This window comes from Thermomonospora catenispora, from assembly GCF_006363815.1.
Lineage (GTDB): Bacteria > Actinomycetota > Actinomycetes > Streptosporangiales > Streptosporangiaceae > Thermomonospora > Thermomonospora catenispora.
Genome location: NZ_RRYT01000005.1, coordinates 17,334 through 31,072 on the forward strand (window position 1 = coordinate 17,334; position 13,739 = coordinate 31,072).

Genomic DNA, 13,739 nt, shown 5'->3' on the forward strand with positions numbered 1-13,739 from the left:
CGATAACCGCCGCCACCGACACAAAACCGGCCACACTCGGCGCCGTCTCCCCGTCCATGGCAGGCGAGGCGGCGTCCGGCGCCGGAGGTCACCGGGCCGTCGTCACTGGGCCATGTCGACGAAGCGGCTGTAGTGGCCCTGGAAGGCGACGGTGACCGTGGCGGTGGGGCCGTTGCGGTGCTTGGCGACGATCAGGTCCGCCTCTCCGGCGCGGGGGGACTCCTTCTCGTAGGCGTCCTCGCGGTGCAGCAGGATGACCACGTCGGCGTCCTGCTCGATCGATCCGGACTCGCGCAGGTCCGACACCATGGGCCTCTTGTCGGTCCGCTGCTCGGGACTCCGGTTGAGCTGGGACAGCGCGATGACCGGCACGCCCAGCTCCTTGGCCAGCAGCTTCAGCGAGCGGGAGAACTCCGAGACCTCCACCTGCCGGCTCTCCACCCGCTTGTTGGAGGTCATCAGCTGCAGGTAGTCGACGATGACCAGGCGCAGGTCGTGCTGCTGCTTGAGCCGGCGGCACTTGGCGCGGATCTCCATCATCGACATGTTCGGGGAGTCGTCGATGAACAGCGGCGCCTCGGCCACCTCGCTCATCCGGCGGGCCAGCCGGGTCCAGTCCTCGTCCTGCATGGTGCCCGAGCGCATGGCGTGCAGCGCGACCCGGGCCTCCGCCGACAGCAGCCGCATGGTGATCTCGTTGCGGCCCATCTCCAGGCTGAAGAACACCGTGGTCAGCCCGTGCTTGATCGCCGCGGCCCGGGCGAAGTCCAGCGCCAGGGTGGACTTCCCGATGGCGGGACGGGCGGCGATGATGATCATCTGGCCGGGGTGCAGGCCGTTGGTCAGCGCGTCCAGGTCGGCGAAGCCGGTGGGGACGCCGACCATCTGGCCGCCGCGGCTGCCGATCGCCTCGATCTCGTCGAGGGTGTCCGGCATGATCTCGCTCAGCGGAGCGTAGTCCTCGCCGGTGCGCTTCTCGGCGATGGCGAAGACCTCGGCCTGGGCGCGGTCGAGCACCTCGTCGGCGTCGGCGCCGTCGGAGGAGTAGCCGAGCTGGACGATGCGGGTGCCGACCTCCACCAGCCGCCGCAGCACCGCGCGCTCCCGCACGATCTTGGCGTAGTAGGCGGCGTTGGCGGCGGTGGGAACGGTGGCCATCAGGGTGTGCAGGTAGGAGGCGCCGCCCACCCGGTTGATCTCGCCGCGCTTGGTGAGCTCGGCCACCACGGTGACGGCGTCGGCCGGCTCGCCCCGCCCGTACAGGTCCAGGATCGTGTCGTAGAGGATCTGGTGGGCGGGCCGGTAGAAGTCCGAGGACTTGAGCACCTCCACCACTTCGGCGATGGCGTTGGGCGACAGCAGCATGCCGCCGAGCACCGACTGTTCCGCGGTGAGGTCGTGCGGCGGCGTCCGTTCGAACTCCCGCTCGGGCGACCCGAGTTCGGTCACGCTCACGGAACCACCCCGTCTCATCGCTCCCGTGCGCACCCGCCGCCCCCCCCTGGAGCGGGCGCCGCACCGGCCCAGGAGGCACCTGTCTAACCGGTGGGTACGACATTCTCCGAGCCCGTCTCACGGGACGCAAAAGCACCTGTGGACACTGCTGTGGATGACTTGTGCATACACGCCGAGCGGTGTGTGCACGACCTGTGGACAACCTTGGGGACAACTCCGTCCGTTTTGTCAGCTCACCCTTTCTGACCTGCGAATACGTCATCCACGTGCTGTGGTCGAAGAAAAAACTCGCCGGCGTCCGCACCCGGGGCTCTGTAAGGTATGTCAAAAAAAGACGCTCATTACAGCACTGGTAGGGTTGGGCTCCCGACATGCCCCCTTCAGCACACGTTCTCCAGCGGCTGTGCGCCCTCCTGCGGCGAGACGGATCCGGCCGGGCCCGAGCGGCCGAGGCGCGGCCGCACCCCCGCACGCCCGCCCGCCCCCCGGCCGGCGACGCGCCCCCCGGCGAGGACCCTCCGCCCGCCGGCGACCGGGGGCGGGCGCGGCGCATGCCGCTCCGGCACCCGCACGACCGGGAGATCCTGCGGCTGGCGGTGCCGGCGTTCGGGGCGCTGGTGGCCGAGCCGCTGTTCCTGCTGGCGGACAGCGCGATCGTCGGGCGGCTGGGCACCGAGCCGCTGGGCGGGCTCGGCGTCGCCGGGCAGGCGCTGGCCACCGGGGTCTACCTGTTCGTGTTCCTGGCGTACGGGACCACCGCGGCCGTCGCCCGGCAGGTGGGCGCGGGCAACCTGCGGGCGGCGGTCCGGCAGGGCATCGACGGCATGTGGCTGGCGCTGGCCCTGGGCGCCGCGCTGATCACGGTCGCCCTGCCGCTGGTGCCGCGCATCGTCGAGCTCTTCGGCGCGAACGCCGCGGTCGCCCCCCATGCGGAGACCTACCTGCGGATCAGCCTGTTCGGCATCCCCGGCATGCTCGTCGTCCTGGCCGGCACCGGGGTGCTGCGCGGGTTGCAGGACGCCCGGACGCCGCTGGTGACCTCGGTGGGCTCCTTCGGCCTCAACCTGATCCTCAACGCCGTGTTCGTGCTGGCGCTCGGCTGGGGCATCGCCGGGTCGGCCTGGGGGACGGTGATCGCGCAGAACGCCGGCGCGGCCGTGTACGTGGCCATCGTGCTGCGCGCCGCCCGCCGCCACGGCGCCCCGGTGCGCCCGTCGCGGTCCGGGCTGCGGGCGGCGGCGACCGCGGGCGTGCATCTGCTGATCCGCACGCTCGCGCTGCGCCTGGTCCTGATCGTGGGGACCGCCGTCGCCGCGCGGATGGGCACCGCGGAGACCGCCGCCTACCCCGTCAGCTTCCAGGTGTGGACGCTGCTGGCGTTCGCCCACGACGCCATCGCGATCGCCGGACAGGCCATCACCGGGCGCTATCTGGGCGCCGGCGACGCCCCCGGCGCCCGGGCCGCCACCCGCCGGATGGTGGAGTGGGGCCTGCTGGGCGGCATGGTCTTCGCGGTCGGGCTGCTGGCGGCGCGCCCCTGGGTGCCCGCCCTGTTCACCTCCGATCCCGGTGTGCACGAGCTCCTGCTGACCGCGCTGGTGCTGGTGGCCCTGCAGCAGCCGATCGCCGGGGTGGTGTTCGTGCTGGACGGGGTGCTGATCGGGGCGGGCGACATGCGCTACCTGGCGGCCACCACGCTGATCGCCACGGCGGTGTTCCTGCCCGCCGCGCTGCTGGTGCACCGGCTGGACGCCGGGCTGGTGGGACTCTGGCTGGCGATCGGGCTGTGGATGCTCACCCGGCTGATCACCTTGAGCCTGCGCGCCCGAGGGGACGCCTGGCTGGTGACCGGTGCGGTGCGCGACTGACCCCACGGATCCCACGCAGGCGGGGTGGACGCCCTGATCCGACGGCGCTGACCGCGTGCGCGACTGACCCCACGGACCCCACGCAGGTCCGGCCGTGGCCGGTCGGCGGACCGGCTGGTGCGTGCACGGTCATGGGGACACCCCGACGACGATTTTTCGAAAGTATGCTCGAACGAGCCGCCGATTCCGCTACCCTTTCGAACATGTGTTCAACCAAGGGTGAGCGACTGGCCCGTCTGTCCCAGGCGATCGACGACCTGGCCGCCGAGGGTCTGGTCGGCCTGCCTCCGGAGACGCTGGTGGAACGAGTGGCGGGGATCTGGTCCCTGGTCGAGGGCATCGACCCCGAGATCGCCCGCCGCCGCACCCGCTACACCACTCCCCACTGCTGACACGCCCCGCCGGGCCCGTCCGGGCCCGGCGCGTCCCTTCCCGCGCTCCTTCTCCGCTCACGCGACGCCTCGACCGCATCCCGGGCCGCGCCCGTCTTTCCGCGGGGCCCTCGCCCTCAAGACGCGCCGGACCACAGACCGCCGCACGGCTCCCGGCCACGCGCCCGATCACCGCGCGCACGCACGGCCGCCGGTCGCACATGGTCAACCGATCACGCATACGACCGTCGATCGCACACGGCCGCCGGTCGCCTCGACGCGCCACGGCCGGCGTCCCGACCGGCGGGACCTTCGCCGGCCTCCCCTGCCGAGGCCTCTGCTGAGGCGGGCCGGCCTTCGGTGCGCCACGTCGGCCTTTCCAGCCGACCTCGCCTACAGCGCGTCGTGGACTCTTCACGAGCCGCGCCGCCCTCCCGCACGGCGCGCCCTGGTCCTTCCCGCAAGCCACACCGGCCCGCGCACGGCGCGCCCCGGCCTCTTCGGCGAGGCCCACCAGCCGACGCCGCGCCTCCTTGAACGGCCTCCGGTCAAGGGGCGGGAGGAGGGATGGGAGGGCGCATCGAGCGGCCCGCTCTCATCCCGCGGGCGCCTCTCCGGCACGCGGGCGTGCCGGCCCCGCCGGCGGCCGGGCTCGGGCCGGTCAGGACCCGCCGCCGCGCGGCGGCGGGATCAACGGCCGAACGGATGAGGCGTCAGCGGGATGCAGGGCGAGCGGGGAGACGCGTCCGCCCTTGCGGTGCAGACGGTGGGCGACCTCCTCGCGCAGCTCCGGCAGCCGGCCGTAGAGGGCGTCGCCGGGACAATCGGTCTCGCCGAAATCGCGATGGGCCCGGATGGCCTGGGAGGGGTTGAGGTCGTACACGTCGCACAGCCACACACAGGTGTCCACCAGCGAGGACCACAACTGGGCGGGAACGGGGTCCTTGGAATAGGTGCCCTCGTTCTCGATGCCGATGGTGTGGTGATTGTGACCGAGCAGCTGGGCGCCCATCACATGCCGGCGCGCCCGGATGGCGGCCAGCGAACGGTTGCGCCCCTCCATCACATAACCGCCGCGGCTGATGGTGAGCTGCTCGCCGATGTCGTCCCAGCCCAGCTCCTCCATATGGAAACGCTGGATGATCCGGGAGAGGCGATAGGCCTGCTCCTTGGAGAAGTCCTTGGTGTTCGGCGTCGCGGTGTGGTGGATGATGATCCGATCGGGAGCCCGGTCGAGGACCTGAGCCGGCCGCCGGGGAGGTCTGGCCTTCCAGGCCTTCCGAGTGTGGATCTGCAGCCGGTCACCTCCCCGGTCCTGCGCCACCGTGACGCCCTCGGCCCGCGGCGGGAAGGTCGCCATGAGCCCCGCGCCCGCCGTCCCGCCGAGCAGCACCCGGCGGCTGATCTCGTGTCCCCTGCGACCGGTCATCGGCCTCCCTTCAGCCGCTTGCTCGACCACGGACGCTAACCAGCAGGACACGAACGCCCAAGCGCATGGGCCGCCCTTACGCAGATCGCACTCCACATTGCCCGCACCGCAACGAACCGCCCCGCCGCATTGAGCCGGTCATGACGCTTCATTGAACCGTCGGAAAACCGCTCCGGCCGCTTCTCGCGGCCGTGCCCGACCGACGCCCGAAACGGTCGCCGAACGCCCGAAACCGGGGCGGAAGAGGCGTGAGGGACCTGGACTGGAAAACACCCGGAACCGGACCCGGAAGACGCCCGAGGCCGAGGGCCGGAGGACTCCGAGCCGGACCGGGAAAAGAACGAAGAAACGGCCGGGACCGTCCAGGAGACGTCGGGGGTGCGCGCGTGCACGACGCCCGGTGTCGCCTGGGAGGGTCCCGGCCGCTCGGCGATCTTCGATATGGCAACGGCGGGCGGGCCGCAGGCCCGTTCCGCCGGATGGCGGACCGTCTCTCAGAGAGCGGCCACGTTGAGCTTGATGGTGGCGTTGACCTCCGGGTGCAGCCGGACGGTGACCTCGTGGGCGCCGACCATCTTGATGGGGTTGCGGATCTCGATGCGCCGCTTGTCGAGCTCCGGACCGCCGGCGTCCTTGACGGCGGCGGCGACGTCGGCGGCGGTCACCGAACCGAACAGCCGACCGCCCTTGCCGGCGCGGGTCCGCAGCGTCACCTTGAGACCGGCCAGCTGCTCGGCGATCTCCTGGGCCTGCTCCAGAGTGGCGATCTCACGGGCGGCGCGGGCCTTCTTGATCGCATCGACCTCGCGCTGGGCGCCCGGGGTCCAGCGGATCGCCAGACCCCGCGGGACCAGGTAGTTGCGGCCGTAGCCGTCCTTGACCTCGACCACGTCGCCCGGCTCGCCGAGACCGGAGACCTCCTGCTTGAGAATGAGCTTCACCTCAGGGCCTCCTCTCAGCGCGCGGTGCTGGTGTAGGGCAGCAGCGCCATCTCACGGGCGTTCTTGATCGCGGTGGCGACGTCCCGCTGGTGCTGGGTGCAGTTGCCGGTCACTCGCCGAGCCCGGATCTTGCCGCGGTCGGAGATGAACTTCCGCAGCAGAGCGGTGTCCTTGTAGTCGACGTAGGAGATCTTCTCCTGGCAGAACACGCAAACCTTCTTCTTCGGCTTGCGCGGCGGTTGCTTGGCCATCGTGGTGCTCCTTTGATCAGAGCCCCGCTGACGCGGGAATGGTCGTGTGGACTGGTGAAAGAGCCCGGCGCTTTAGAACGGCGGCTCGTCGGTGAATCCTCCGCCCCCGGTGGCCCAGGGGTCGGCCGGCGGGGCGCCTCCGCCGGCGGGAGCGGCGGCCGGGCCGTCAAAGCCGCCCGAGTCGAACCCGCCGCCGAATCCGCCGCCCTGCCGCTGGGTCCGGTTGACCTTGGCGGTGGCGTAGCGCAGCGACGGGCCGACCTCATCGACCTCGACCTCGTAGACGGTGCGCTTCTCGCCCTCACGCGTCTCGTACGAGCGCTGCTTCAGGCGACCCTGCACGATCACCCGCATGCCCCTGGTCAGGCTCTCGGCCACGTTCTCCGCCGCCTGCCGCCAGACATTGCAGGTCAGGAAGAGGGGCTCGCCGTCCTTCCACTCGCCGGACTGCCGGTCGAAGAACCGCGGCGTGGAAGCGACGCGGAACGACGCCACCGCCTGACCGCTGGCGGTGAAACGCAGGTTCGGGTCCTCGACGAGGTTCCCGACGATCGTTATCTGGGTGTCGCCTGCTGCCATCGGGCTGGCTCCATCTGTCGGGGCGGCCCACCGGAACCGGTGGTCAGTGGACCTCGGGGCGAATGACCTTCGTGCGCATGACCGTCTCGCTCAGGTTGAGCTGCCGGTCGAGCTCCTTGACGACGGCGGGCTCCGCGGTGAGGTCGATGACCGCGTAGACGCCCTCGCTCTTCTTCTTGATCTCGTATGCCAGGCGCCGACGGCCCCAGATGTCGACCTTCTCCACCGAGCCGCCGCCGTTCTTGACGACGTTCAGGAACTGGTCGAGCGTGGGGGCGATGGCGCGCTCCTCGATCGAGGGGTCGAGGATGACCATGACTTCGTAGCGACGCATGTTGTGTCCCTACCTCCTTTGGACTCAGGCGGTCACGGCGTCTCCGTGACAGGAGGACGTTGGCGTCCGGTCACACTGCCGCGCCATGGTGCGCGCGGCCTGCGGGAACCGGTCCAGGCTACCAAGGCCGCGGCGGCCGTGCGGCCAAGCCGGGCGGGTCGCCGTCATCGCCGGACCCCGGGTGCGGACGGCGCGGCCCCGGCGGCCTCGGCCGCGGCGCGCCGCCGCCGGTCGAGCTCGGCCATGATGTCGGCCATCCGGGCCCGCATCCGGGCCGTCTGGGTGGTCAGCATCGACAGCTCCTCGACCAGCTCGGCGTCACCGATGAGCTCGAGATCGCTCGTGTCCACCACCTGCTGCCTCCCGAGTCCGTTCGAAGCGATGTTCGAAGTCGCGTTCGAGCGTACCCCCGCTCACCGACAAATGCCGCCTCAAGCCGCGAACACCCAGGTCAAAGCAGGTTGAACGACCGCAGGCAGGGCATTGGGACCACACGCTCGCACGTTCGGGAGGTGTGCCATGCCGCAGGAGACGATCCCGCGACGGCGTCGGCGCCGCGCCGGCCCGCCCGCCGGGGACGCCCGCCGTCACCCCCTGGAGAACGCGTTCACGGTGACCGGGTTCGTGCTCGGGATGTGCGCGCTGGTGTTCGGGTTCATCCCGGCCACGCACTTCCTCGGCGCCCTGGCGGCCCTCCTCGGCCTGCCGACCGCGCTGTACGCCCAGCTCATCTCCGCCACCACGGGGGAACGCTTCGCCAACGTCATCGCGATGATCGCCGCGTTCGTCGGCGGCGCGATGGCGCTGCGCCACGGCGGGTTCTCCCTGTGAGGCCCTCCCCGTGAGCCCGTCCCGTGAGACGGCGTCGCGGCAGAGCCCGGTCGGCCGGTCGGCGTCGCCTCCGGCGGCTAGTCTCGGTGCCATGCGCATCGGAGCCCACGTCGACCGGCACGATCCCCTGACCGCCGCCCGCGCCCTCGGGGCGGACGTCGTGCAGTTCTTCCTCGGCGACCCGCAGGGGTGGAAACAGCCGGAGGTGCCGGAGGAGGCCGGTCTGGTGGCGGGCTCCGGCGTGGACGTCTACATCCACGCCCCGTACGTGGTGAACGTGGCGACCTCCAACAACCGGATCCGCATCCCCAGCCGCAAGCTCCTCGCCCAGCAGCTCGAGGCGGCGGCGGCGATCGGGGCCAAGGCGCTGATCGTGCACGGCGGGCACGTGCTGGCCAAGGACGATCCGCAGACCGGCTTCGAGAACTGGCGCAAGGTCTTCGAGCGCCTGGAGTGCCCCATCCCGATCTACATCGAGAACACCGCGGGCGGCAACAACGCGATGGCCCGCTCCTTCGAGCGCATCGCCCGGCTGTGGGAGGTGCTCTCGCAGGTCCCCGACATCGACGACAAGCTCGGCTTCTGCCTGGACACCTGCCACGCCCACGCCGCCGGCGAGGAGCTGATCGACGCCGTCGACCGGATCAAGGCCATCACCGGCCGGATCGACCTGGTCCACTGCAACAACAGCCGCGACGCGTTCGGCTCCGGCGCCGACCGGCACGCCAACCTCGAGAGCGGCACCATCGACACCGATCTGATCGTGTCGGTGGTCCGCGCCGCCGGGGCGCCCGTGGTGGTCGAGACGCCTCAGCAGGGCCAGGCCGACGACATCGCCCTGCTGCGCGCCCGCCTGTCCTGACCGCGGCCGCCGCCCGCGCCCCGGCGCGGCGCCGTCACGGCTCCTTCGGGTCCTCCTCCGGCCTGCGCAGGTCGAACGCGGTGACCCCGTGCTCCCCGGCGACCAAAAGCACCTCGTCGGCGGCCAGCAGCAGCGAGGCGATCGGGAAGCCGACGATGAAGCGGATCGTGATCCCGGCGACCATGTCCCAGACCACGACCATGCCGTCCGCCCAGGCCGCGGCGATCAGCGGGCCGCCGGCACCGAGGAGGGCGTCCACCGCGACGACCCTCGTCGGACGGTGCATCGCCTCGCGGGGCTCCCGGGGATCCCCCGGACGCCACAGCACGAGCCTGCCGTCGGCTCCCCCGCTGACCGTCATGCTGATCGGGGAGGCGCCGCGAACGCAGGTCGCCGCCGTGATCGGCCCGCGATGCAGGGTGTGCTCGAGCGCCGTCGGCGTGTCGGAGTCCAGGTTCCACACGTGCAGCGTCCCGGCGTGATCGCCGCAGACGATCCGGGTGACCGCCTCGTCGGCGCCCAGCGCGGTGAACGGCCGGGGGGCGCCCACGGCCTTGACGAACGCCGTCGCGTCGATCCCGGACGCCGACGCTGGCGCCGCGTTCAGCAGCGAGCTGATCATCTCTGAGCGGCTCTCGGCCCGGGGCGCGCCGACCGCGCTCAGGAAGCCCGGGGAGTCCAGGCACAACAGGGTGCCGTCCGGGAACGACACCAGTCCCCGGAGATCGGTGCGCTCCCCGCGGATCCGGCCGGCGGCCGATCCGTCGGCGGGGGAGAGTACATGCAGCGGCCCGTCCGCCGCGACGGCCAGCACGTGCCCCGCCAGCCTGCCCCGGCCGCGTTCGAGCGCGCTTACCGCGCCGGGCCAGCGGTCGGCCTCGCCGGCGGGCGGGCGGGTGAGCGCCCAGCGGACGTCCCAGTCGGCCTCCGCGGCGCGGAGAGCGTACCGTTCGGCGAGCTCTTCGTCGTGGTGGTGCACGGCGGCGAGCCTCAGCAGCGCCGCCCGGTCGGGGACGGGGGCGGTGGCGCAGCCCGCCCCGGCCGAACGCCACACCCTCCGCTGCCGCCGGGCCCAGTCGCCGTCGACGGCGTCGAACGCGGCGACCACCGTCTCCGCACGGGCGTGCAGCAGCAGGTCGACATCGTCCAGCAGCCGCTCGAGCGTGCCTCCGGCGGCGGCGTGGCGGAGCAGATGCCTGGCGGTGTACCGATCTCGGCCCTCGCCCAGTCGATCCGGCCGTCGGCGCTCCGCGGCACGGCGGCGTGCAGCGCCCGGGTGAACGCCTGATCGATCTGCACGGCCGCCTCGGGGGTCCGCCGTCCCCTGACGGCCTGCCGCACGACCCTGCTCACCGTGTAGCGGTCGTCCCCGGTCCGGGCCACCAGGGCGCGCGCCGCCTCGACGGACTGCTGCGCCTGCCACCGGTCGCCCAGCAGCACCGCCGTCAGCTCACGCCAAGCGGCGGGCTCGAGGGAGTCGTGGGCGAAGCCGAGCGCCTCGACGGCGGGCCGGGCCTGCCACGGGATCGAGTCCGGCCACTCGCCGCGGCCGGCGCTCAAGGCCAGCTCCGCCGCCCCGACGTTGGGGAACATCTCCTCGGCCGCGGCGATGCGGCCCGGATCGGCCGTCCCCCGGGCGGCGGCCGTCGCACGCAGCCAGCGGCCGAACTCCTCCCGGTCCGTCAGTTCGGGCCGGTCCAGATCGATGACCTCCCCGCCCGCGGCGAACCCGGTGAGGAACTCCCGGCGGCCCTCGACCAGGAGCCGGACGTGGCGCGCCTGGAGCAGCGGCGCGAGCACCTCCTCGACCAGCGCGAACGCGGCCGACCCATCCAGGCCGAACCCCGATTCGTCCAGCTCGGTCACCACCACGGTGGCGGGTCTGCGGTCGGCGGCGATCTGCTCCACCACCTCGTGCGGAGCACCGCCGGTCACCGAGAGCTGGTCGGCCAGCGCCCAGGCCAGCGTCTGCGGGGTCAGCCCGCGGCCGCTGATCGTCGCGTGCACCGCGGACCGGCGGGAGACGACCGCCCAGACGGTGGTCCTGGTCTTGCCGCAGCCGGGAGCGCCGGTCACCATGCACAGCCGGGGGCGCAGCCGATCCTCCAGCCACCGGACGATCGCCGTCACGGCGGGTTCCCGGCCCGCTCCGATCGAGGTCTGCGGACTGTCCTGCACGGTCATCGCTCTCAGTCGTCTTCTCGGTGCTCCGTCGGTTCCGGTCCGCGCGCGGCGGCCGCGGGGACGATCACCCGCGGATGCGCTCCAAGGCCCCGACGGCCTTGTCACGGTAGATGAGGTCGGTGCCGACGCCGTCGTTGGCGTCGATGGCGACCCTGTCGCTGAGGACGATGCGCGGATCGGTGGCGATCTCCTCCAGGGCGGGAACGGCGTCCGCCGCGGCCGGTCCGATGTCGGCCAGGCACTCCATGGCCAGCATGCCGGTCACGGAGCGGTCGACGGCCGCGACGAGATGCGGCAGCGTCCGCTCCACATCTCCGGTGAAACGGTAGAGCACGCAGGCGGCGGGGCCGGGATCCTGCATGCCCTCCAGCAGGGAGTCGATCAACCCGATCGCCGGGCGAGCGAACTCGCCCATCGCCAGCAACCGCCGGGCGGTGCCCGGGGGCACTCCCCGCTCCCATTCGGTGGCGGCCCGCTCCAGGGCCGGGGCGGCGTCGCCGGTGATCTCCCACAGCGCCCAGGCCACGTTGTACCGCACGATCTCGGCTTCCATCGGGGGAAGCCCCATCTCCTCGGGGTTCACCGAGCGCAGGAGGGGGACGGCGTCCGCCGCGGCCGGGCCCAGCCTCCCCAGCGCCGAGCTGACGGCGGCCACCAGCCGCCGCCGCTCCAGCAGCGCCAGCAGCTCCGGCAACGCCGGCCGCATCGCCGGCCCCCAGTCCCTCCACCAAGACGGACACGTGGTCAAGGACGTCCGGGTCGTCTTCGAGGTCCGTCCGCAGATGGGCCCGGATGCGCGGGAGCAGCTCGGCGGCGTGCGGCCGCATGCCCTTCAACGCCCGCTCCAGGTTCATCGGGTATCGCCGGGCGTCGATGCAGGCGTTGACGACGGGCAGGCAGCGGACGTCCCCGATGCTGGCCAGAGCCTCCGCCGCACAGCTCACGACGTGCGGCGACTCGTCCTCCAGCAGGGCGGCCAGCGTGTCCGACACCGCCGCGATGGCGATCGGGCCGCTCAGCGACAGGTGATACGCCGCGCTCTCCCGGACGCTCACGTCCGCGGCGTCACCGTCGGCGCACAGCTCGGCCATCGGCGGAGCCAGCCGGGCCGGTGCCGCGCGCCACCTTTTCATCACGTTCCCGGCGGCATCCACCAGGTCGCGGTCGCGGCGGGCGACCGCCGAGCGCAGCACTTCGGCGGCCGCATGGATCTGGGCGTCGGGATGGCCGTCGAGCGCGTCGAACCACAGGCGCGTGCCTCGGCTCCGTCCCGCTCGCCGGTGGGCCGTGAAGGCCGATTCCGGCCGGCACAGCGCCTCGGTCAGCGCCGCGACGGCCTCGTCTCCGAGCTCTCCGGAGATCCGCCGTCGGGCGACCGCGGCCGCCGCGCGCATCTCGACGGGATGGGGGCCCCCGACGATCTGCGCCAGCCAGTCGGCCAGTCGCCGATCTCCCTGCCGGCCGAGATCCCCCATCACCAGGAGCATCACCCCGGCCGCCCCCGGGTCGTCGTCGGCGAGAGCGGCGCGTTGCAGCGCGGGGAGAGGGTCCGTCGGCAAGGGGTCCGAGTCCTGGTCGTGCAGCTCGGCGAGCACGTCCGCGACGGCGCCGCGCACCCGAGGGTCGGGGTCCTCCAGCAGCCCGAGCAGCGTCGGCAGACCGGCGAGGACGGCCTCCCGCGCCTGACGGCCCCACTGCGCGTACCTCCGCCACGCCGCCAGGCCCTCCTCGTCGTGCTCTTCCTCGTTGTCGGCGACGTCCTGGAGATCCCAGACGGCGGTGCCGATCTCGGAGATCAGTTGCAGTATCCCGACGCGATGGTGCGTCTGCGGCCGGGCCGCCAGCTCGAGCAGCACCGGGACGGCGTGCACGGTCGCCGAGTAGACGATCCCGTCGTCATAGAGCGCGCCGTCCACCGAGCCGAGCGCGTCCTCGGCCGTCTCCGGGTCCTCCGAGGCCATGGCGCGCAGCAGCTCGGGCAGATCGGCCGCGCCGCCGTCGGCGTGCTCCAGCTCCGCCCAGTCGACTTCGTCAAGTGCTTCCCACATCACCGATCCGCCTGTCAGGGGTTGAGGGGGGATGAAAGGGCTTCTCTCACGCATGCTCCCGGCCTCGGCCGGACGAGGGCTCCGCCGTCACGCCCGCTGTCCGGGCCGCGGTCGCCCGAGCATCATCCGGCCGCGTGAGACGACCGGGATTCAACATGTGTTTACCTTCCTGTGAGACAGGACACATCTGAGGCATCACCGTCTCCCGCCCCACCCAGAGGTGGTCCTCATGAACCGCTCCGCTCCGGTCTCCCCCGCGCTCCCTCTCGGCGTCCAGGCCGACGGGACGCTCACCCCCGCCGCCACGGCCCTCGGCTTCGTCACCGGCACCGTGGCCGTCCTGACCCTGCTGCCCTTGGGCGTGCTGGGCATCATCCTCAACAACATGGGCCTGGAGCGGGTGCAGACGGCCCCGGACAGGGCCCGTACGCTCATCACCTGGTCCTGGGTGATCCTCGCCGCCTCCAGCGTGCTCGGCGTCGCCCTGGTCGTCGCCGCCCTGGCGCTGCAGGGAGGCTAGCGCCCACCGGCCCTCCGGGCGCCCGGAGGGCCCGGCGTCGCCCCGCGGCGGACCGCCGGGCGGGCA

At 72.4% G+C, this 13,739-nt stretch carries 15 protein-coding genes and 1 pseudogene; 5 read left to right on the top strand and 11 right to left on the bottom strand.

Annotation, left to right across the window (positions count from 1 at the left end):
* Positions 1 to 102 precede the first annotated feature (102 nt).
* The gene (gene dnaB, locus EIO00_RS05850) at positions 103 to 1,455 is read right to left on the bottom strand and encodes a replicative DNA helicase (protein WP_241661147.1); all 1,353 of its coding nucleotides are present in this window, start codon (positions 1,453 to 1,455) and stop codon (positions 103 to 105) included.
* A 551-nt stretch (positions 1,456 to 2,006) separates the two neighbouring features.
* Here dnaB and EIO00_RS05855 point away from each other — a divergent pair.
* Together EIO00_RS05855 and EIO00_RS05860 are read left to right on the top strand one after the other, a co-directional pair.
* On the top strand, positions 2,007 to 3,323 hold the full coding sequence (locus EIO00_RS05855) for an MATE family efflux transporter (protein ID WP_140175947.1): 1,317 nt from the start codon (positions 2,007 to 2,009) through the stop codon (positions 3,321 to 3,323).
* A gap of 203 nt (positions 3,324 to 3,526) precedes the next feature.
* Positions 3,527 to 3,715, top strand: coding sequence for a hypothetical protein (locus EIO00_RS05860; RefSeq protein WP_140175949.1), 189 nt, complete (start codon positions 3,527 to 3,529; stop codon positions 3,713 to 3,715).
* Positions 3,716 to 4,355: 640 nt separating this feature from the next.
* Here EIO00_RS05860 and EIO00_RS05865 read toward each other — a convergent pair.
* The 6 genes from EIO00_RS05865 to EIO00_RS05890 all read right to left on the bottom strand — a co-directional run bounded on the left by EIO00_RS05865 (position 4,356) and on the right by EIO00_RS05890 (position 7,581).
* Positions 4,356 to 5,123 (bottom strand): peptidoglycan recognition protein family protein, encoded by a 768-nt coding sequence (locus EIO00_RS05865; protein ID WP_140175951.1) that lies wholly within the window; start codon positions 5,121 to 5,123, stop codon positions 4,356 to 4,358.
* Between the two features lie 494 nt (positions 5,124 to 5,617).
* Complete coding sequence (rplI, locus tag EIO00_RS05870) at positions 5,618 to 6,064, bottom strand: 50S ribosomal protein L9 (protein WP_140175953.1); 447 nt, start codon at positions 6,062 to 6,064, stop codon at positions 5,618 to 5,620.
* A 14-nt stretch (positions 6,065 to 6,078) separates the two neighbouring features.
* Positions 6,079 to 6,315: a 30S ribosomal protein S18 gene (gene rpsR / locus EIO00_RS05875; protein WP_140175955.1), complete on the bottom strand. Its 237-nt coding sequence runs from the start codon at positions 6,313 to 6,315 to the stop codon at positions 6,079 to 6,081.
* Positions 6,316 to 6,387: 72 nt separating this feature from the next.
* Positions 6,388 to 6,894 carry a single-stranded DNA-binding protein gene (locus EIO00_RS05880; RefSeq protein WP_140175957.1) on the bottom strand — a complete coding sequence of 169 codons (507 nt, stop codon included), beginning with the start codon at positions 6,892 to 6,894 and terminating at the stop codon, positions 6,388 to 6,390.
* Between the two features lie 43 nt (positions 6,895 to 6,937).
* Complete coding sequence (gene rpsF, locus EIO00_RS05885) at positions 6,938 to 7,228, bottom strand: 30S ribosomal protein S6 (RefSeq protein ID WP_140175959.1); 291 nt, start codon at positions 7,226 to 7,228, stop codon at positions 6,938 to 6,940.
* A gap of 164 nt (positions 7,229 to 7,392) precedes the next feature.
* Positions 7,393 to 7,581, bottom strand: coding sequence for a hypothetical protein (locus EIO00_RS05890; RefSeq protein WP_241661148.1), 189 nt, complete (start codon positions 7,579 to 7,581; stop codon positions 7,393 to 7,395).
* A 166-nt stretch (positions 7,582 to 7,747) separates the two neighbouring features.
* Here EIO00_RS05890 and EIO00_RS05895 point away from each other — a divergent pair, with 166 nt between their 5' ends.
* Both EIO00_RS05895 and EIO00_RS05900 read left to right on the top strand, forming a co-directional pair.
* Entirely contained in the window at positions 7,748 to 8,059 is a 312-nt protein-coding gene (locus EIO00_RS05895; RefSeq protein ID WP_140175960.1) for a hypothetical protein, read from the top strand.
* Between the two features lie 91 nt (positions 8,060 to 8,150).
* On the top strand, positions 8,151 to 8,921 hold the full coding sequence (locus EIO00_RS05900; protein ID WP_140175962.1) for a deoxyribonuclease IV: 771 nt from the start codon (positions 8,151 to 8,153) through the stop codon (positions 8,919 to 8,921).
* A gap of 34 nt (positions 8,922 to 8,955) precedes the next feature.
* Here the strand turns inward: EIO00_RS05900 and EIO00_RS05905 are convergent, their stop codons facing one another.
* The 4 genes and pseudogenes from EIO00_RS05905 to EIO00_RS25880 form a co-directional block, all read right to left on the bottom strand.
* Positions 8,956 to 10,029 carry a WD40 repeat domain-containing protein gene (locus EIO00_RS05905; protein ID WP_140175963.1) on the bottom strand — a complete coding sequence of 358 codons (1,074 nt, stop codon included), beginning with the start codon at positions 10,027 to 10,029 and terminating at the stop codon, positions 8,956 to 8,958.
* Positions 9,912 to 11,105 carry an ATP-binding protein gene (locus tag EIO00_RS05910; protein WP_140175965.1) on the bottom strand — a complete coding sequence of 398 codons (1,194 nt, stop codon included), beginning with the start codon at positions 11,103 to 11,105 and terminating at the stop codon, positions 9,912 to 9,914. Before EIO00_RS05910 ends, EIO00_RS05905 begins: the two co-directional genes overlap by 118 nt.
* A gap of 64 nt (positions 11,106 to 11,169) precedes the next feature.
* Complete coding sequence (locus EIO00_RS25060; RefSeq protein WP_241661149.1) at positions 11,170 to 11,811, bottom strand: hypothetical protein; 642 nt, start codon at positions 11,809 to 11,811, stop codon at positions 11,170 to 11,172.
* A 910-nt stretch (positions 11,812 to 12,721) separates the two neighbouring features.
* A pseudogene (locus EIO00_RS25880) lies at positions 12,722 to 13,207 on the bottom strand (hypothetical protein); the annotation flags it as partial.
* A 175-nt stretch (positions 13,208 to 13,382) separates the two neighbouring features.
* Between EIO00_RS25880 and EIO00_RS05925 the strand changes: the two are divergent.
* Positions 13,383 to 13,673 (top strand): hypothetical protein, encoded by a 291-nt coding sequence (locus tag EIO00_RS05925; RefSeq protein WP_140175967.1) that lies wholly within the window; start codon positions 13,383 to 13,385, stop codon positions 13,671 to 13,673.
* The last annotated feature ends 66 nt before the right edge of the window (positions 13,674 to 13,739 follow it).